The organism is Pseudonocardia sp. CA-107938 (assembly GCF_050936315.1).
Lineage (GTDB): Bacteria > Actinomycetota > Actinomycetes > Mycobacteriales > Pseudonocardiaceae > Pseudonocardia.
This window is the reverse complement of record NZ_JBNJNA010000001.1, coordinates 2,397,889-2,414,164: the sequence shown is the minus strand read 5'-3', so window position 1 is coordinate 2,414,164 and position 16,276 is coordinate 2,397,889. Positions and strand designations below refer to the sequence as shown.

The 16,276-nt window shown below is 73.1% G+C and carries 16 protein-coding genes; 7 read left to right on the top strand and 9 right to left on the bottom strand.

Annotation, left to right across the window (positions count from 1 at the left end; all coding sequences use genetic code 11):
• The first annotated feature begins 91 nt into the window (after positions 1-91).
• The 4 genes from ACQEVB_RS12215 to ACQEVB_RS12200 are packed head-to-tail and all read left to right on the top strand — an operon-like array spanning position 92 to position 3,219.
• Positions 92-1,072, top strand: a complete 981-nt coding sequence (locus tag ACQEVB_RS12215; RefSeq protein WP_432969155.1) for a LolA family protein — start codon at positions 92-94, stop codon at positions 1,070-1,072.
• A gap of 11 nt (positions 1,073-1,083) precedes the next feature.
• Positions 1,084-2,049 carry an ABC transporter ATP-binding protein gene (locus tag ACQEVB_RS12210; protein WP_432980310.1) on the top strand — a complete coding sequence of 322 codons (966 nt, stop codon included), beginning with the start codon at positions 1,084-1,086 and terminating at the stop codon, positions 2,047-2,049.
• Positions 2,046-2,897 carry an ABC transporter permease gene (locus tag ACQEVB_RS12205; RefSeq protein WP_432969152.1) on the top strand — a complete coding sequence of 284 codons (852 nt, stop codon included), beginning with the start codon at positions 2,046-2,048 and terminating at the stop codon, positions 2,895-2,897. The genes ACQEVB_RS12210 and ACQEVB_RS12205 overlap by 4 nt, the downstream gene beginning before the upstream one ends.
• Positions 2,898-2,922: 25 nt before the next feature.
• Positions 2,923-3,219: a 4a-hydroxytetrahydrobiopterin dehydratase gene (locus ACQEVB_RS12200; RefSeq protein ID WP_432969149.1), complete on the top strand. Its 297-nt coding sequence runs from the start codon at positions 2,923-2,925 to the stop codon at positions 3,217-3,219.
• A 10-nt stretch (positions 3,220-3,229) separates the two neighbouring features.
• Here the strand turns inward: ACQEVB_RS12200 and ACQEVB_RS12195 are convergent, their stop codons facing one another.
• The 5 genes from ACQEVB_RS12195 to ACQEVB_RS12175 all read right to left on the bottom strand — a co-directional run bounded on the left by ACQEVB_RS12195 (position 3,230) and on the right by ACQEVB_RS12175 (position 7,831).
• Entirely contained in the window at positions 3,230-4,018 is a 789-nt protein-coding gene (locus ACQEVB_RS12195) for a carbon-nitrogen hydrolase family protein (RefSeq protein WP_432969146.1), read from the bottom strand.
• A gap of 18 nt (positions 4,019-4,036) precedes the next feature.
• On the bottom strand, positions 4,037-4,219 hold the full coding sequence (gene dmpI / locus ACQEVB_RS12190; RefSeq protein WP_432969143.1) for a 4-oxalocrotonate tautomerase DmpI: 183 nt from the start codon (positions 4,217-4,219) through the stop codon (positions 4,037-4,039).
• Between the two features lie 74 nt (positions 4,220-4,293).
• A complete protein-coding gene (locus ACQEVB_RS12185) occupies positions 4,294-5,157 on the bottom strand; it encodes a LysR family transcriptional regulator (protein ID WP_432969140.1) in 864 nt (287 codons plus the stop codon).
• A gap of 14 nt (positions 5,158-5,171) precedes the next feature.
• The gene (locus tag ACQEVB_RS12180) at positions 5,172-6,443 is read right to left on the bottom strand and encodes an MFS transporter (RefSeq protein WP_432969137.1); all 1,272 of its coding nucleotides are present in this window, start codon (positions 6,441-6,443) and stop codon (positions 5,172-5,174) included.
• Positions 6,440-7,831, bottom strand: a complete 1,392-nt coding sequence (locus ACQEVB_RS12175) for a M20 family metallopeptidase (RefSeq protein ID WP_432969134.1) — start codon at positions 7,829-7,831, stop codon at positions 6,440-6,442. The genes ACQEVB_RS12180 and ACQEVB_RS12175 overlap by 4 nt, the downstream gene beginning before the upstream one ends.
• A 114-nt stretch (positions 7,832-7,945) precedes the next feature.
• Here ACQEVB_RS12175 and ACQEVB_RS12170 point away from each other — a divergent pair, with 114 nt between their 5' ends.
• Positions 7,946-8,839, top strand: a complete 894-nt coding sequence (locus ACQEVB_RS12170; protein ID WP_432969131.1) for a LysR family transcriptional regulator — start codon at positions 7,946-7,948, stop codon at positions 8,837-8,839.
• Here ACQEVB_RS12170 and ACQEVB_RS12165 read toward each other — a convergent pair.
• Together ACQEVB_RS12165 and ACQEVB_RS12160 are read right to left on the bottom strand one after the other, a co-directional pair.
• Positions 8,815-9,681, bottom strand: a complete 867-nt coding sequence (locus ACQEVB_RS12165) for an alpha/beta fold hydrolase (RefSeq protein ID WP_432969128.1) — start codon at positions 9,679-9,681, stop codon at positions 8,815-8,817. The two genes, ACQEVB_RS12170 and ACQEVB_RS12165, sit on opposite strands and share 25 nt — an antisense overlap.
• Positions 9,678-10,826 (bottom strand): MFS transporter, encoded by a 1,149-nt coding sequence (locus tag ACQEVB_RS12160; protein ID WP_432969125.1) that lies wholly within the window; start codon positions 10,824-10,826, stop codon positions 9,678-9,680. Before ACQEVB_RS12160 ends, ACQEVB_RS12165 begins: the two co-directional genes overlap by 4 nt.
• Positions 10,827-10,884: 58 nt before the next feature.
• Here ACQEVB_RS12160 and ACQEVB_RS12155 point away from each other — a divergent pair, with 58 nt between their 5' ends.
• Both ACQEVB_RS12155 and ACQEVB_RS12150 read left to right on the top strand, forming a co-directional pair.
• Positions 10,885-11,364 carry a winged helix-turn-helix transcriptional regulator gene (locus tag ACQEVB_RS12155; RefSeq protein WP_432969122.1) on the top strand — a complete coding sequence of 160 codons (480 nt, stop codon included), beginning with the start codon at positions 10,885-10,887 and terminating at the stop codon, positions 11,362-11,364.
• 140 nt (positions 11,365-11,504) lie between these two features.
• On the top strand, positions 11,505-12,569 hold the full coding sequence (locus tag ACQEVB_RS12150; RefSeq protein ID WP_432969119.1) for a 3-deoxy-7-phosphoheptulonate synthase: 1,065 nt from the start codon (positions 11,505-11,507) through the stop codon (positions 12,567-12,569).
• 185 nt (positions 12,570-12,754) lie between these two features.
• Here the strand turns inward: ACQEVB_RS12150 and glgX are convergent, their stop codons facing one another.
• Both glgX and ACQEVB_RS12140 read right to left on the bottom strand, forming a co-directional pair.
• Positions 12,755-14,872 carry a glycogen debranching protein GlgX gene (gene glgX, locus ACQEVB_RS12145; RefSeq protein WP_432969116.1) on the bottom strand — a complete coding sequence of 706 codons (2,118 nt, stop codon included), beginning with the start codon at positions 14,870-14,872 and terminating at the stop codon, positions 12,755-12,757.
• Between the two features lie 367 nt (positions 14,873-15,239).
• Entirely contained in the window at positions 15,240-16,184 is a 945-nt protein-coding gene (locus ACQEVB_RS12140) for an SDR family NAD(P)-dependent oxidoreductase (protein ID WP_432969113.1), read from the bottom strand.
• Positions 16,185-16,276: the final 92 nt, after the last annotated feature.

The window sequence follows — 16,276 nt, the reverse complement described above, 5'->3', positions numbered from 1 at the left end:
CAGAACACTCTCAGCGACAATGGGTCACGCTTCACCCATGGCTCGCCCCACCCACCCCGCCGGCTCGCCGCCCCCCGGGAGGCACGCACGCATGACAGGACGCTCCGTGGCGACCGGCATCGCCGTCGCCGGGCTCGTCGGGCTCGGGTTGCTGGCCGTCCCGGCCGGGGCCGGAGCCGCGCCGGTGCTGCCGCCGGTGAGCCCGCAGGAGCTGGTGCGTTCGGTGCTGGAGGCGAAGCCGGGCCCGTTCAACGGGTCCGTGGAGGCGGACAACGCGCTGGGCCTTCCGGTGTTGCCCGGCATGCCCGAGATCGGCAACGGCACCACCCGCGCCCGTGTGTGGTCCGGCGGGGAGCACCAGGGGCGGCTGCAGCTGCCCGCCCCCGACGGCGAACGCACCGTCGTCACGGACGGCACCACGTTCTGGGCGTGGGACTCGCGGACCCGCGAGGTCGTCACCGGACGCGCCGACGCCAACCACGATCAGCAGCCGGGCGCCGATCCCAAGCGGGTGGCCGCGGAGGTCATCGACCGGCTGAGCCCCTCGAGCACCCTGTCGGTGGACGGCACCGCGGAGGTCGCGGGCCGGCCCGCCTACGAGCTGGTGCTGGCGCCGCAGCCCACCGAGCGGACGCTGCTGCGCGAGATCCGTATCGCCGTCGACGCGGACAAGCGGGTGCCGTTGCGGCTGGTGGTGCTGGCCAACGGGTCGGCCGATCCGGCACTGCGGCTCGGGTTCACCGACATCGCGTTCGGGCCGCAGGATCCGAAGCTCTTCACGTTCACCCCGCCGCCGGGCGCCTCCGTGCGGAACCCCGCACCCGGCGCGCCGAACGTTCCGACGCGCACTGTGGGCGACGGCTGGGACACGGTCTACATTGCCCAGCGCACGCCGGGCCAGCACCAGGAAGGTCGACCGGATCCGGACAAGCTCGGCACGCCGGTCAGCGGCGCGTGGGGCTCCGGGCGGCTGATCACCTCCGCCGTCGGCTCGGTCCTGGTCGCCGACGACGGCCGGGTGGCCGCCGGCGCGGTGCCGGAACAGGTGTTGACGGAGGCGCTGACGAAGTGAACGGGCCGACGATGACGGCCGGCACGGTGGAACACCCGCTGGCCGGCGTCGCGGCCGCGCCCGCGGCCCGGGTGTGCGCGCTGCGGAAGGTCTTCGGGGCCACGGTCGCCGTCGACGGGATCGACCTGGAGGTGCCGGCCGGTTCGGTGCTGGGCATGCTCGGGCCGAACGGTTCCGGCAAGACGACGCTGATCCGGATGCTGCTGGGCCTGACCCGGCCCACCGCGGGCACCGTGGAGTTGCTCGGCCATCCGGTGCCGGCGGCGGCGGATCGGGCGTTGCCGCACGTCGGTGCACTGGTCGAGGGTCCGGGGTTCCACCCGTTCCTCTCCGGCCGGGAGAACCTCGCCCGCATGGCGGCGGCCGAGCCGCTGCTGCCGTCGCGGGACGCCCGCGGGCGGGTCGCGGCGGTGCTGGAGCGGGTCGGGCTCGCCGCCGCGGCGGACCGCCGCTACCGCGGCTACTCGCTCGGCATGAAGCAGCGGCTGGGCCTGGCCGCGGCGCTGCTGGTGCCGCGCCGGCTGGTCGTGCTCGACGAGCCCACGAACGGGCTCGATCCCGCCGGCACCCGCGACGTGCGCCGCATCATCGGCGAGCTGCACGCGGGCGGTGCGACGGTGATCGTGTCGTCGCACCTGCTGGCGGAGGTGGAGGCCACGTGCACGCACGTCGCCGTGCTGCAGGCAGGCGGGCTGGTCGCGACGGGTGAGCTCTCCGCGCTGCTCGCGTCGGGCACGGGTGGGCTCGTCGTCGTCACCCCGGAGGTGGACGGGGCCGTACGCGCGCTGCGGGCCACCGGCGCCACCGCCTACCGGGCGGAGAGCGCTGAACCGGCCGTCGTCGTCGGGGAGGACGGGCCGCCGGCGCCGGAGGTCATCGCGCTGCTGGTGCGGGCCGGGATCCCGGTGCACGAGGCGCGGCGGCGGCGCACCAACCTGGAGGAGCTGTTCGCGCAGTTGACGGAGGACGGGTCGTGAGCGCTGGGACCCTCGCGGCAGGGCCGGTCGTCCGGGCGCCGCTGGGCCGGTTGCTCGCGGCGGAGGTGCGGTGGGCGCTGCGGCGGCCGCGCACGATCGCGTTCCTGGTGGTGTTCGCGCTGGTGCCGGTGCTGATCGCGATCGGGGTGGCCGTCGCGGACCAGGCCGACGGTCCGGGTCCGGGACTGATCGGCGCGGTGGCGGGCAACGGGCTGGTGCTGCCGGTCACGTCGCTGATGGTGGCGTTGACCCTGCTGCTGCCGCTGGCCGTGGCCATGTCGGCGGCCGACGCGCTGGCCGGGGAGAGCGCGGCGGGCACGCTGCGCGGCCTGCTCGTCGCGCCCGTGGGGCGGCTGCGCCTGGTGGCGATGAAGGCGTTCGGCGTGCTGGTGGTGGCGGTGCTGGCCACGCTGGTGATCGCCGTGTTCGGCATCCTCGCCGGGCTCGTGATCGTCGGCTGGGCGGACGGGCAGCTGGTCACCCTCTCCGGCTCGACGGTGGGTTTCGGTGACGCGCTCGGCCGGGTCGGGCTGGCCGTCGCGTGGACGGTCGGGCAGCTCGTCGCGGTGGGCGCGGTGGCGCTGGCGATCTCGGCGTTCACCGAGCACCCGCTGGTGGTGCTGGCGTCGGTGCTGGGCGGGTTGATCGTGTTCGGGGTGCTGGCGGCGATCCCGGCCCTGCAGTGGATCCGCCCCTACCTGCTCACGACGGGCTGGAGCGCGGGCGCCGACGTGCTGCGCGACCCCCTGCCGTTCGAGGACCTGGTGGAGTCGTCGCTGCGGGCGCTCTGCTACGTCGCGATCGGCGGCGGGGTGACGGTCGGGCGCATGCTCCGCCGCGACGCCTGACGCGTCGAACCGGCAGGATGGCGGCATGCCGAACCTGCTGGACGACGACGCCATCACGGACGCCCTCGGCACGCTGACCGCGTGGACGCGCGACGGCGACTCGCTCGTGCGCACCGCGCAGCTGCCGAGCTTCCCGGCCGCGATCTCGGTCGTGGACCGCGTCGCCGACGTCGCCGAACAGGCCGACCACCACCCGGACATCGACATCCGCTGGCGCACGCTGACGTTCCGCTGCTCGACGCACAGCGCGGGCGGCATCACCGAGCTGGACGTGACGCTGGCCCGCGCGATCGACGAGCAGGTGGCGGCGGCCGGGGGCTGACCCGTGAGCGTCAGATCCGGCGGTTGGCCAGCACCGGGACCGTTCGTCGGGCAGCTTCCACAGCGGCCGGGTCCAGGTCGGCGAGCGCCAGGCCGGGTTCGCGGCCGATCTGCGTGACGACCTGGCCGAGCGGTCCGGCCACCAGGCTCGCCCCGATCCCGCAGGGCGCACCCCCCGGGTCGCGCCCCACGGTGCGCGGGTCGGCCTGGTCGCACGCCACGACGTACGCGGTGGAGTCGAGTGCGCGGGCGCGGACCAGCAGGTCCCACTGCTCGCGCTTCCCCGGACCGTCGCCCCACGACGCCGGCAGCACGACCACCTGCGCGCCGTCGGCCGCGAGCAGCTGGAACAGGGCGGGGAACCGCACGTCGTAGCAGGTGGCGAGGCCGACCTGCACGCCGTCGACGGTGATCGCGACGGGCTTGGCGCCCGGCGCGACCGTGCGTGACTCGGCGAAGCCGAACGCGTCGAAGAGGTGGATCTTGTCGTAGGACGCCTCCACGTCCGGCCCGGTGGCGAGCAGCGTGTTGTGCACGCGGCCCTCGTCGGCGGGGGTGAACATGCCGACGACGGCCGTGATCCCGGCGTCCGCGGCGGCGGCGCGCACGGCGTCGGCCCATGGCCCGTCGAGGGGCTCCGCGACCGGGCCGAGCGGGTTGCCGAACGCGCACATCGTGCCCTCGGGGAACACGACGAGCGCCGCGCCGGCCGCAGCCGCCTCGCGAATCCCGTCCCGCACCAGCGAGAGGTTGTGGGCGGGATCGGCGGTGGAGGCGATCTGGGCCAGCGCGACTCGCATGAGCCGAGCGTAGGTCCTCTACCGGTCGGACTGCAGCTTCCCGGCGACGCCCCACGCGTCGGTCGGGACCTCGTGGATCCACACCTGGACGCTCTCTGCGGGCACCGCGAGTGCGTCGACGAACGCCTCGGTGATCTTCGCGACGAGCGCACGGCGCAGCTCCGGGGTGCGCGGGCCCTGCTGGACGGTGACGACGGGCATCGGGGTTCTCCCTGGTGATCGGTGTTCCTGACCCCTTCATCCGACCCCCGCGCGGGCCCGCGAACCAGACGTGATCAGGACCTGCTGCGATCACCGTCGTCGATCGCTCGCAGCAGCGCGTCGACGTGCGGGGTGGGGTGGTCCGCGCGCACGACCAGCGACGTCGGCAGGCACAGCGCGGGCAGCGCGGGCAGGAAGCGCACGCGGGGTCGGGCCATGACGACCGCCTGCGTCGCGAACACGACCGTCCAGGCACCCGCCCCGGACCCGATGATCGCCATCGTCTCCTCGAGCGGCCCGCGACCCGACGACAGCACCGGTTCGAACCCGGCGTCGTGGCAGGCCGCAGCGACGAGGTCGACCAGTGCCGGGTTGAACCGGCGCTCGACGATGCGCAACGGCAGCTCCGCGAGGTCGCGCAGCGCGACGGCCGATCCGGCGGCGGCCGGGTGCCGGGCGGGCAGCGCGACCAGCAGCTCGTCGGTCCAGGTGGCGATGGCCCGCAGCCGCGGGTCGGGCGCCGGGCCACGGAGGAAGGCGGCGTCGATGCCCCCGGCCAGCAGGCGCTCGAGCCGGGCGGCGGGCGGCACCGCCTCCAGCTCGACCGGGACCGCGAGCCGTTCCAGCACGTCGTCGAGCTGCGCGCCGAGGCCGGACGCGGTGCCCAGCCGGAGCGGCTGCACCTCGCCCGTGGCGGCCGCGCGGGCGCGGTCGGCCGCTGCCAGCACCTCCCGAGCCGCGACGACGAACCGCACACCGGCCTCGGTGAGCCGCACGTGGCGGGGCGACCGGTCGAACAGCTCGACGCCCAGCTCGCGCTCCAGCCGGCGGATCTGCTGGCTGACGGCGGGTTGACCGATGTGCAGCCGCGCTGCGGCGAGCCCGAAGTGCCGCTCCTCCGCCACCGTCACGACGTAGCGCAACTGGCGCAGCTCCATGGCCGCAACGGTAATCAGGTGATGCCGAGCCTCCGCCGGGCGATCGCGACCGACACCAGGCTCAGGACGGCAAGTGCCATCAGGTACCAGGTCAGGGCGAGCTTGTCGCCCGTCGCCGCGACGAGCCAGGCGATGACCAGCGGCGTCGTGCCGCCGAACACCAGCACGCCCACGTTGTAGCTCACGGCCATGCCGGTGGCGCGGCTCGTGACCGGGAAGAGGTCGGCGAGCATCGCGGGCAGCGGCGCGAAGTAGCCCGACTTCAGCACGCCCACCAGGAACATCACGGCCAGGATCACGGCGAACCCGGGTGCGGCGACGAGGAACGCGAAGCTCGGGTACATCAGCAGCAGGATGGCGACGCCGAAGGCCAGCATGATCCGGGTGCGGCCGAACCGGTCCGACAGGTGGCCGACGACGGGCGTGAGGCCGGTCAGGACGATCCCGGTGAGCAGCGTCGACGCGAATCCCGTCGAGGCGGGCAGGTGCAGGTCCTTCACGGCGAACGTCGGCATGTACGTGATCAGGTAGCTGATCGCGGTGGAGACGGCGAGCGCGCCGATCGCGACGAGCATGCGCCCCCAGTGGCGGCGGAACGTGTCCTGCACCGGCGCGCGCTCGGCGTCCGCGGTGGCGACGAACTCGGCGGACTCGTCGACGTAGCGGCGGATGTAGTAGCCGACCGGGCCGATGAGCAGCCCGAAGAAGAACGGGATGCGCCACCCCCACGACTCCAGCTGCGCGTCGGTGAGCGTGCTGGTCAATACGGTGCCGAACAGGGACGCGAGCAGCGTCGCCAGGCCCTGGCTGGCGAACTGCCAGCTCGCCATGAAACCGCGCCGCTCGGGGTGGTGCTCGACGAGGAACGCGGTGGCGCTGCCGAACTCGCCGCCGGCCGAGAACCCCTGGACCAGGCGCGCGGCGAGGATGACGATCGGCGCGACGAGCCCGATCTGCGCGTACGGCGGCATGATCGCGATCAGCAGCGTGCCGAGCATCATCAGCCGGATCGACAGCATCAGGGCCGCCTTGCGCCCGGCGCGGTCGGCGTACGCGCCGAGCACCAGCCCGCCGATGGGCCGCACCACGTACGCGACGGCGAACGTGCCGAGCGCGAGCAGCAGCGAGACCGTCTCGTCGTCGTTGGGGAAGAACAGCTTCGAGATCGTCGCGGCGAAGAAGCCGTAGACCAGGACGTCGAACCACTCGAGCGCGTTGCCGATCGACGCGGCGACGATCACCCGACGCGGGTTCGCGACGGTCGGCGCAGCCGGGGCGGTGGTCATGCCTGCCTCCTGGAGGGTGGGTTCTCGCCGAGGTCCCAGAACAGGCCGGCCATGATCGCGAGGCCCTCCCGCGCGACCGTGGTCAGCAGGTGCTCGTCCGGGGCGTGCTGGGAACAGCCGGGGTAGGAGTGCGGGATCCAGAGGGTGACGAGCCCGAGCACGTCGGCGAAGGCCTCGTTGGGGATGCTGCCGCCGAGGTTGGGCAGCAGGGCGGGCCGCGTGCCCGTGGTCGCGGCCATCGAGGCCAGCGCCCACCGCACCCACGGGTCGTCCGGGTCGGTGCGGGTGGCCCGCATCGTCGCGCCGACCTGCACGTCGACCATGCCGAAGCCGTGCGCGGCGAGGTGTTCGCGCAGGACGATCTCGAGCTTGTCGACGTCCGTGCCGACCACCGAGCGCAGCTGGCAGTGCGCGTGCGCCGTGCCCGGGATGGCGCCGACGGGTGTGTCCGGGTTGCCCGCGGCGAGCGACAGCACCTCGACCGTGTTCCAGCCGACGAGCCGCTCGGCCGGGGTGAGGCCGGGCTCGCCCCACCCATCGTCGATCACCGGATCGCCGGGGTCGCCGCCCACCGTGAGGTCGGCGAGCGCGGCCCGGACGTTGTCGGGGATCGCCGGCGGGCGCAGCGCCGGCACCAGGATGCGGCCCCGGCCGTCGACGATCGTGGCGAGCGCGTTGGCGAGCACGGTCGCCGGGTTGCGCAGCAGCCCACCCCAGTTGCCGGAGTGGTGGGCGCCCTCCCGCAGATCCACCCGCAGCGTGAACGGGGTGGCGCCGCGCGAGCCGAGGAAGAGCGTCGGACGCTCGGCCGATACCCGCGGCCCGTCGGAGGCGACGAGCACGTCGGCGGCGAGCTCGTCGGCCAGGCGCACGCAGAGCTCGCGCAGCCCCGGCGAGCCCACCTCCTCGCCCGTCTCCAAGATGATCTTGAGGTTGAAGCCGAGCCGGCCGCGCACCCGCAGCACCTGCTCCAGCGCGGCCAGGTTCACGCTGTGCTGGCCCTTGTTGTCGGCCGTCCCGCGGCCGTACCAGCGTTCCCCGTCGGCATCGACGCGCCACGGGTCCAGGTCCGGCCGCCACCGCTCTGCGTCACCCATGACGACGTCGGCGTGGCCGTAGACGAGCACCGTCGGCAGGTCGTCCGCCTCGTGCCGGTGCGCGACGAGGAACGGCAGGTCGGTGTCGGCACTGTCATCGACGATGCGGGCGGTGCAGCCGAGCCGTTCGGCGGCGGGAACCATCTCGTCGGCCAGGTAGGCGTGCAGCACCGCGGCGCGCCGGGGATCACGGCTCTCCGTCGGGTAGGCGACCCGGCGGGCGAGATCCGCGCGGAAGGCGCCGGAATCGAGGTATTCGACGGACTGCGCGACGGCGACGGATCTCGACATCATTCTCCCGGCAGCCGGAAACGTTTCCGGGGAGCTTATGGACGGCGATACCGCACGACAATTGCACGTTTTCGCACGCTGAGTTGCCGGTGCGGCAACGGTTAGGATCCGCCGGTGAACCTGCTGCCGATCGCGTTGCGCTACTTCCTCGAGGTCGCGCGCACCGGCTCGATCACCGAGGCCTCCGAGCGCCTGCACGTGGCGACGTCGGCGATCAGCCGGCAGATCGCCAAGCTGGAGCACGACGTGGGCGCGCCGCTGTTCGAGCGCAGGCCGCGCGGCATGGCACTGTCCGAGGCCGGCGAGATCCTCGCGGCGTACGCACGGCGCAGCCGGCTCGACGCGGACCAGGTGCTCGCCGAAGTGCACGGCGTGCGCGCGCTCGAACACACGACCGTGAAGCTCGCCAGTTCGGAGGGATTCGCGCGGGAGCTCATTCCCGAGGCGATCATGACGTTCCGCGGGACCTACCCCGGCGTGCGATTCCGGTTGAATGTCGGCGGCCCGGCCGCCGCGACGCAGCAGGTGCGCGACGGCACCGTGGATCTGGCGATCACCTACAGCCTCGCGCCGGAGAAGGACATCGAGGTGCAGTTCTCGCAGCCGCAGCCCATCTGCGCGCTGATGCCGGCCGACCATCCGCTGGCCGGGCAGCCCGACGTCGACCTCGCGGAGCTGGCGGCGTACCCGCTGGCGCTGCCCACAGAGGAGACGACGATCCGCCAGCTGTTCGACATCTGCGTGGCGCTGGAGGGGCTGGTCGTCGAGCCGGCGTTCGTCACCAACTACTCGGGCGCGCTGCAGGCCTTCGCCGCCCTGCGCGGCGGGGTGACGCTGGTCGGCCCGCTGACGGTACGGAGGTCACTCGCGTCCGACGGCATGGTGCTGGTGCCGATCCGCAACTCCGAGCTGCGCCGCCGCAGCGTCCAGATCCAGTCGATGGCCCGACGCACGCTCCCGCCCGCGGTGCGCGCGTTCCTCGGTCACCTCGTGGAGCTGATCGGCTGAGCTGCGAACCGCCGGATGTGCTCGGCGATCACGTCGGCGTGGTCCTCCAGGGCGAAGTGGCCGGTGTCGAGCAGGTGCAGCTCGGCGTCGGGCAGGTCGCGCAGGTAGGCGCGCGCGCCGGAGGCGGGGAAGATCTCGTCGTTCCGGCCCCACACGATCAGCGTGGGCGGGCGGTGGGCGCGGAGGTACGCCTGCCACTGCGGGTAGAGCGGCGGGTTGCTGCGGTAGTCGACGAGCAGGTCGAGCATCGCGTCCCGGTTGCCCGGCCGGTCCAGCAGCGCCTTCTGCAGGACCCAGCTGTCCGGGCTGATCGCGGACGGGTCGACGGTGCCGTGCGTGTAGTTCCACTCCAGCACCTGGTCGTTCATGGCCGCCTCGCGCAGGGCGGTCCGGTTGGCCGGTGACGGGTCGGCCCACACCTGCCGCGGCGTCGCCCAGAAGCCGTCCGGGAGGCCCTCCTCGTACGCGTTGGCGTTCTGCACCACGAGGAACTCGACGCGCTCGGGCTTCCGGGTGGCCAGCCGGAACCCGACAGGGCCGCCGAAGTCCTGCAGGTACAGCCCGAAGCTCGGGAGGTCGAGCCGCTCGGTGAACGCCTCGACGGCGTCGGTGAGCCCCTCGAAGGTGAAGTCGAACCCGTCGGGGAGGGCGCTGTGGCCGAAGCCGGGGTAGTCGGGCACGACCAGGTGGAAGCGGTCGGCGAGCAGCGGCATCAGGTCGCGGAACATGAACGACGACGCCGGGAAGCCGTGCAGGAGCAGGAGCACCGGGTTGCCCGGTGTGCCCGCCTCGCGGTAGTGGATCGGCAGCCCGTCGACGTCGACGGTGCGGTGGCGGATCATGGGGTCCTCCCTCGGGTGAGCGCCCAGAGCAGCAGGGCGGTGGCGATGACCGCGGCGCCGAGGACGGACACGCCGGTCCATCCGGCGGCGGCGTGGACGGCGGTCGCGGTGATGGCTCCGACGGCGGAGCCGGCGGAGTAGAGCAGCATGTAGGCGGCGGTGAGCCGGCTCTGCGCCTCGGGCCGCGTGCGGTAGATCAGGCCCTGGCTCGCGACGTGCACGGACTGCAGCCCGTAGTCGAACAGCAGCACGCCGACGACGAGCCCGGCGAGCGACCACGGCAGCAGGGCGACCGGAAGCCAGGCCACGAGCATCACCAGCAGCCCGATGAGCGTGACCCGCTGGTCGGCGCGCCGGCCCGCACGGGTGGCGCCGAGCACGCCCGCGACGCCGGCGAGCCCGAACAGGCCGATCTCGCCGGTGGAGAGCCCGTGCGCGGCCAGTTCGAGCACCATCGGTGCCAGCAGCACGTTCAGCGCCATGAAGACCAGGAACGCCAGCGCCGCCCGTGCCCGCAGCACCGGGACCTCGGCGAACAGCCGGAGCGTGGAGACGACGAGCCGCGGGTACGGGATCCCCGACGGGCGCGAGTGCGGCACGGTCCGCAGCAGCACCGCGCCGACGAGCAGCGTCGCGACGGCGGACACCAGGTACACCGAGCGCCAGCCCGCGACCTCGGCCAGTGCCCCGGCGACCGTGCGTGCCAGCAGAATGCCAAGCACGATCCCGCTGGTCACGACGCCGACCACGCGTCCGCGGTCGCCTGGGTCGGCCAGGCTCGCCGCGGCTGCGACGAGCACCTGCGCCAGCACCGCGAGCACGCCGACCGCGGACAGCGCGACCAGCAGCACCCCGATGCTCGGGGCGAGCGCGACGGCCAGCAGCGCGACCGCCATCAGCCCCGACTGCGCCCCGACCAGCCGGCGCCGGTCGAGCCGGTCGCCCAGCGGCGCCACCAGTGCGAGGCCGAGCGCGTAGCCGACCTGCGTGACGGTCACGACGGCGCCGATCGCCGACTCCTCGACCCGGAACTCGGCGGCCATCGTCGCGAGCAGCGGGGACGCGTAGTAGACGTCGGCGACCGCGAGGCCGGCCGCGACGGCGAACGGCACCGGCGAGACCCGGCGCGTGGTCGTGACCGACATCCCGTCCCCCTTGGTTGCAACTTGCTACCATCGGACCGTAGCAAGTCATGGTTTCAACATGCAACCGCGAAGGGCGGGCGGCGTGGTCAAGCGCACGAGCCACCAGGACGAGAGCTGCGCCATCGCGCGCCCGCTCGACGTGATCGGCGACGGCTGGTCGCTGCTGATCGTCCGGGACGCGTTCGACGGGCTGCGCCGCTTCGGCCAGTTCCAGAAGAGCCTCGGGCTGGCGAAGAACATCCTCTCCGCGCGCCTGCAGACCCTGGTGGCGCACGACATCCTGCGCACCGTCCCGGCCGCGGACGGCAGCCGGCACCACGAGTACGAGCTCACCGAGAAGGGGCTCGGCCTGTTCCCCGTGCTCGCCGCGCTGCGGCAGTGGGGCGACCAGCACTTCTTCGCCCCGGACGAGGTGCGCGCCCGGCTCGTCGACAAGGAGCAGCACCGACCCGTCGCGACGGTCGAGGTGCGCTCGGCCGACGGCCGGCGACTCGGCCCGGGTGACACCGAGATCAGGATGACGACTGCGCTAGGGTGATGGCGTGGCGCGCTACTACTGGTTTACCGATCCGGCCCGCGAGGGGTCGGCGGGCGAACCGCTGCGCTGACCATCCCCCGAGCCGGAAACCACCGGCTCGGCGTTCCCGACGGGTCGGTACCGAACCCGAAGGAACACCCGTGAGAACGCAATCCGCGGTCGCCGCGCTGGACTCCCATCGCACCACCGCGATCAGCCCGCTGCTCTCCCCCGCACTGCTGCGCCACGAGCTGCCCGCCGACGAGCAGGTCGCCGAGTGCGTCACCCGCTCCCGCGCCGACGTCGTCGACGTGCTGGACGGGCGCGACGACCGCCTGCTCGTCATCGTCGGGCCGTGCTCGATCCACGACCCCGCCGCCGCACTGGACTACGCGCACCGGCTCGCCGCGCAGGCCGAGCGGCTGTCCGACCGGCTGGTCGTCGTCATGCGCACGTACTTCGAGAAGCCGCGCTCGACCGTCGGGTGGAAGGGCCTGATCAACGACCCGGGCCTGGACGAGTCGTTCGACGTCAACCGCGGGTTGCGCACCGCCCGCGCATTGCTGCTCGACGTGCTCGCACTCGGACTGCCGGTGGGCTGCGAGTTCCTCGACCCGATCACCCCGCAGTACCTGTCCGACCTGGTCACGTGGGGCGCGATCGGCGCCCGCACCGCGGCCAGCCAGGTGCACCGCCAGCTGGTCAGCGGCATGTCGATGCCGATCGGGATCAAGAACGGCACCGACGGCGACGTGCAGGTCGCCGTCGACGCGGTGCGCGCGGGCGCCAGCCGGCACGTGTTCATGGGCATCAACCCGGACGGGCTGGCCGCGCTGATCTCCACGTCCGGCAACCCGGACGGGCACGTCATCCTGCGCGGCGGCTCGAACGGTCCGAACTACGGCGCCGCCGACGTCACCGACGCGCTGGCCAGGATCGAGCGCGCCGGCCTGCCCCGCCGGGTGATCGTCGACGCCAGCCACGGCAACAGCGGCAAGGACCACGTCCGGCAGGCCGAGGTGACCGCGGAGCTCGCCGCGCGGATCGCGGCCGGCGACCGCGACGTCACCGGGATCATGCTGGAGAGCTTCCTGGTGCCGGGCCGGCAGGACGTCGGCGCCGACATGACGTACGGGCAGAGCGTCACCGACGCGTGCCTGGGCTGGGACACCACGGCCACCCTGCTGGAGTCGCTGGCCGACGCCGTGGCGGCCCGCCGCGCCTGAGCCGCGCAGGGACGGGACGACGGCAACGACGGCACGCCGCCGACCTCACACAGCGCGCGGCCACCGCACACAGGTTGCAACGTGTGTGCGGTGGCCGCGCGCTGTGTGACGTCCGGACCGAGCACCACGTCGTGGAAGGCGTGGCGGATCACCGGGCGGCGAACCTCTGGGCAGCGGTGCAGCGCTCAGAGCCGGCGGATCAGCACCTGCAGGCTGCGCGACACCACCCGTAGCCGGGTGCCCGGCCCGATCGGGCGGCGACGCCGGCTGGCGACCGCGAGCAGCGGGTCGGCCGTGTCGACGACCACCTCCCACACCCGCCCGTACGTCTCGTCCGGCACCGCGAACGTGACGGCCTGCGGGCGGGTGTTGAACAGCAGCAGGAACGAGTCGTCGCGCACCCGTTCGCCGATCTGGTCGAGCTCCGGGATGCCGTCGCCGTTGAGGTAGACGGCGAGCGCCGGCACGGTCGAGCTGACCCAGTCGGCCTCCGCCATCTCCCGTGCGTCCGGCCGCAGCCACGCGATGTCCTCGATCGACGAGCCGCGGATCGGACGGCCCTGGAAGAAGCGGCGCCGCCGGAACACCGGGTGCTCGGCCCGCAGGCGCGCGAGGGCCGTCACGAAGTCGGTGAGCACCTCCTCGTGCCGCGCGGCCACCCAGTCCATCCACGCCAGCGCGTTGTCCTGGCAGTACACGTTGTTGTTGCCCTGCTGGGTGCGGCCCAGCTCGTCGCCGTGCGCGAGCATCGGGGTGCCCTGCGAGAGCAGCAGCGTCGCGAGGAAGTTGCGCTTCTGCCGTTCCCGCAGCGTCGTGACGGCGCTGTCGTCGGTCGGGCCCTCCACCCCGCAGTTCCACGAGCGGTTGTGGCTCTCCCCGTCGCGGTTGTCCTCGCCGTTGGCCTCGTTGTGCTTCTCGTTGTAGGAGACGAGATCGGCGAGGGTGAACCCGTCGTGCGCCGTCATGAAGTTGATCGACGCGTAGGGCCGGCGACCGCTCACCTCGTACAGGTCCGACGAGCCGGTGAACCGGGACGCGAACTCGCCGAGCGTGCCGCGCTCGCCGCGCCAGAAGTCGCGCACCGTGTCGCGGTAGCGACCGTTCCACTCCGTCCAGCCCGGCGGGAAACCGCCGACCTGGTAGCCGCCCTCGCCGACGTCCCACGGCTCGGCGATGAGCTTGACCTGGCTCACCACCGGGTCCTGGTTGACGAGGTCGAAGAAGGCGGCGAGCCGGTCGACCGAGTGGAACTCCCGCGCCAGCGTCGACGCGAGGTCGAACCGGAACCCGTCGACGTGCATCTCGAGGATCCAGTACCGCAACGAGTCCATGATCAGCCGCAGCGAGCCGTGGTTGCGGACGTTGAAGCTGTTGCCCGTGCCCGTCGTGTCGAAGTAGAACTGCGGGTCGTCGTCGACGAGCCGGTAGTAGGCGCGGTTGTCGATGCCGCGGAACGACAGCGTCGGGCCCAGGTGGTTGCCCTCCGCGGTGTGGTTGTGGACGACGTCGAGGATCACCTCGATCCCGGCGCTGTGCAGCGCCTTCACCATCGCCTTGAACTCCTGCACCTGCCCGCCGCGGGGGCCGGCGGAGGCGTAGTCGTTGTGCGGGGCGAAGAAGCCGATCGTGTTGTAGCCCCAGTAGTTGGTGAGGCCGCGGTCGCCCAGCGCGTGGTCGTGCACGAACTGGTGCACCGGCATCAGCTCGACCGCCGTCACCCCGAGCCGCTGGAAGTGCTTGATCATCGCCGGGTGCGCGAGCCCCGAGTAGGTGCCGCGCAGCTCCTCGGGCACGCCGGGATGCGTCGCCGTCATCCCCTTCACGTGCGCCTCGTAGATGACGGTCTCGTGGTACGGGATGCGCAACGGGTGATCGGTGCCCCAGTCGAAGTACGGGCTGACCACCACGGACGTCATCGCGTACGGCGCCGAGTCGTCGTCGTTGCGGGCGCCGTGGTCGTCGAAGCGGTAGGAGAACAGCGCCTCGTTCCACACGAACCGGCCGTCGAACGCCTTCGCGTACGGGTCGAGCAGCAGCTTCGCCGGGTTGCAGCGCAGCCCCGCCGCCGGGTCGTACGGGCCGTGCACCCGGTAGCCGTACCGCTGGCCGGGGCCGACCCGCGGCAGGTAACCGTGCCAGATCATGCCCTCCCGCTCGGGCAGCACGATGCGCGTCTCGCGGCGGTCGTCGTCGACCAGGCACAGCTCGACCCGCTCGGCGACCTCGGAGTACAGCGCGAAGTTCGTGCCCTGGCCGTCGTACGTGGCGCCGAGCGGGAAGGGTTGCCCGGGCCAGACGCGCATCACCCCATCCTCATCCCTCGGACGAGTGACCGCTAATCGAGCGAAGCGCGCGCGATCGCCGTCAGGTCCGGCGCCGACCGTCCCGCCACCGCGACCTGCGCCTGCGCGTTCACGACGAGGGCCGCGTTCGCGCCAGCTCCGTGAGGTTCGCCGCGCGGACGATGGCGGCGGCGTCACCCGCGACGCCGGCCTTGTCGACGCTGTCACCCGATCGACCGCGCGAACGGCACACCAGTGCAGTTCCACGGGCGCGGAACTAGCCGTGGTGTGCCGTTCGCGCGAGTCGTCACCGGCAGCGGGCCAACTCGCCCTGCTCAACCGGCCAACTCGCCCTGCTCAACCGGCCAACTCGCGGGGCGGAGGGCCCTCACCAGCGCGGCTTGAGCAGCGCGGCGGAGACCTCCCAGAGGCGCTCCGCCGCGGCCGGGTCCACCGCGTGCGCGGCGTAGCCGTTGCGCGTGCCGGGCACGTTGGGGTGGGCCTCGTCGCAGTCCTCGAAGTACCGTCCGCCTACGCCGGCGAGGGCGGGTGAGGTGGCCACCATGACGGGGGTGGCGGCGCCCTGGGCGGCGGTCTTCCAGCGGACGGCGGCGTCGAAGTCGACGCTGCGGTACGGGTCGCGGCGGTGGGCGGTGCGGACGCCACCGGGCATGACGGCGTTGGCGGTGATGCCGTCGGCCGCCCACCGACGGGTCGCCTCGACGGCGAACAGGACGGCGGCGGTCTTGGACTGCGCGTACGCCTCGCCGGGGTGGTACGGGCGGCGGGTGAACTGCAGGTCGTCGAAGCGCATCGGCGCGCGCAGGTGGGCGCTGGAGCTGAGCGTGACGATCCGCGCGTCGCCGGCGGCGGCGAGCGCCGGCCACAGGCCGGTGGCCAGCGCGAAGTGGCCGAGGTGGTTGACGGCGAACTGGAGCTCGTGCCCGCGGGCGGTGCGGACGAGCGGCCCCGGCGTCGCGCCGGCGTTGGCGACGAGCATGTGCAGCGGCCCGTCCCAGGTGCGGACGAAGGCTGCCACGGAGGCGGGTTCGGCGAGGTCGACCCGCGCGATCAGGGTGTCGGTGTTGCCGGTGGTGGCAGCGATGTCGGCGGCGGCACGCAGGCCGGCGTACTCGTCGCGGACGGCGAGGGTGACCGAGGCGCCGGCGAGCGCGAGCGCGCGAGCGGTCTCCAGGCCGATCCCGGTGGCGCCGCCGGTGACGATGGCGCGGCGGCCGGTCAGGTCGAGGCCGGATACGACGTCGAACGCCGTCGTCGTGGCCGAGAAGTGCTGGTGGAACAAGGGGGTGGAGCTGTCGACGAGTGCGGTCATCGTGCCGGTCCTCCCGCGGTACTGTGGAAAGCGGAGGTTCCTCCGATCCACTTCTAGCAAGTGGAGGAACCTCCGGTTGATTCCCGAGAGGA

Bases quoted from the DNA above. Each gene is read 5' to 3' on its own strand.
- ACQEVB_RS12215 (WP_432969155.1), top strand. From the start codon at position 92: ATGACAGGACGCTCCGTGGCGACCGGCATCGCCGTCGCCGGGCTCGTC.
- ACQEVB_RS12210 (WP_432980310.1), top strand. From the start codon at position 1,084: ATGACGGCCGGCACGGTGGAACACCCGCTGGCCGGCGTCGCGGCCGCG.
- ACQEVB_RS12200 (WP_432969149.1), top strand. From the start codon at position 2,923: ATGCCGAACCTGCTGGACGACGACGCCATCACGGACGCCCTCGGCACG.
- ACQEVB_RS12195 (WP_432969146.1), bottom strand. From the start codon at position 4,018: ATGCGAGTCGCGCTGGCCCAGATCGCCTCCACCGCCGATCCCGCCCAC.
- dmpI (WP_432969143.1), bottom strand. From the start codon at position 4,219: ATGCCCGTCGTCACCGTCCAGCAGGGCCCGCGCACCCCGGAGCTGCGC.
- ACQEVB_RS12185 (WP_432969140.1), bottom strand. From the start codon at position 5,157: ATGGAGCTGCGCCAGTTGCGCTACGTCGTGACGGTGGCGGAGGAGCGG.
- ACQEVB_RS12180 (WP_432969137.1), bottom strand. From the start codon at position 6,443: ATGACCACCGCCCCGGCTGCGCCGACCGTCGCGAACCCGCGTCGGGTG.
- ACQEVB_RS12175 (WP_432969134.1), bottom strand. From the start codon at position 7,831: ATGTCGAGATCCGTCGCCGTCGCGCAGTCCGTCGAATACCTCGATTCC.
- ACQEVB_RS12165 (WP_432969128.1), bottom strand. From the start codon at position 9,681: ATGATCCGCCACCGCACCGTCGACGTCGACGGGCTGCCGATCCACTAC.
- ACQEVB_RS12160 (WP_432969125.1), bottom strand. From the start codon at position 10,826: ATGTCGGTCACGACCACGCGCCGGGTCTCGCCGGTGCCGTTCGCCGTC.
- ACQEVB_RS12155 (WP_432969122.1), top strand. From the start codon at position 10,885: ATGCAACCGCGAAGGGCGGGCGGCGTGGTCAAGCGCACGAGCCACCAG.
- glgX (WP_432969116.1), bottom strand. From the start codon at position 14,872: ATGCGCGTCTGGCCCGGGCAACCCTTCCCGCTCGGCGCCACGTACGAC.
- ACQEVB_RS12140 (WP_432969113.1), bottom strand. From the start codon at position 16,184: ATGACCGCACTCGTCGACAGCTCCACCCCCTTGTTCCACCAGCACTTC.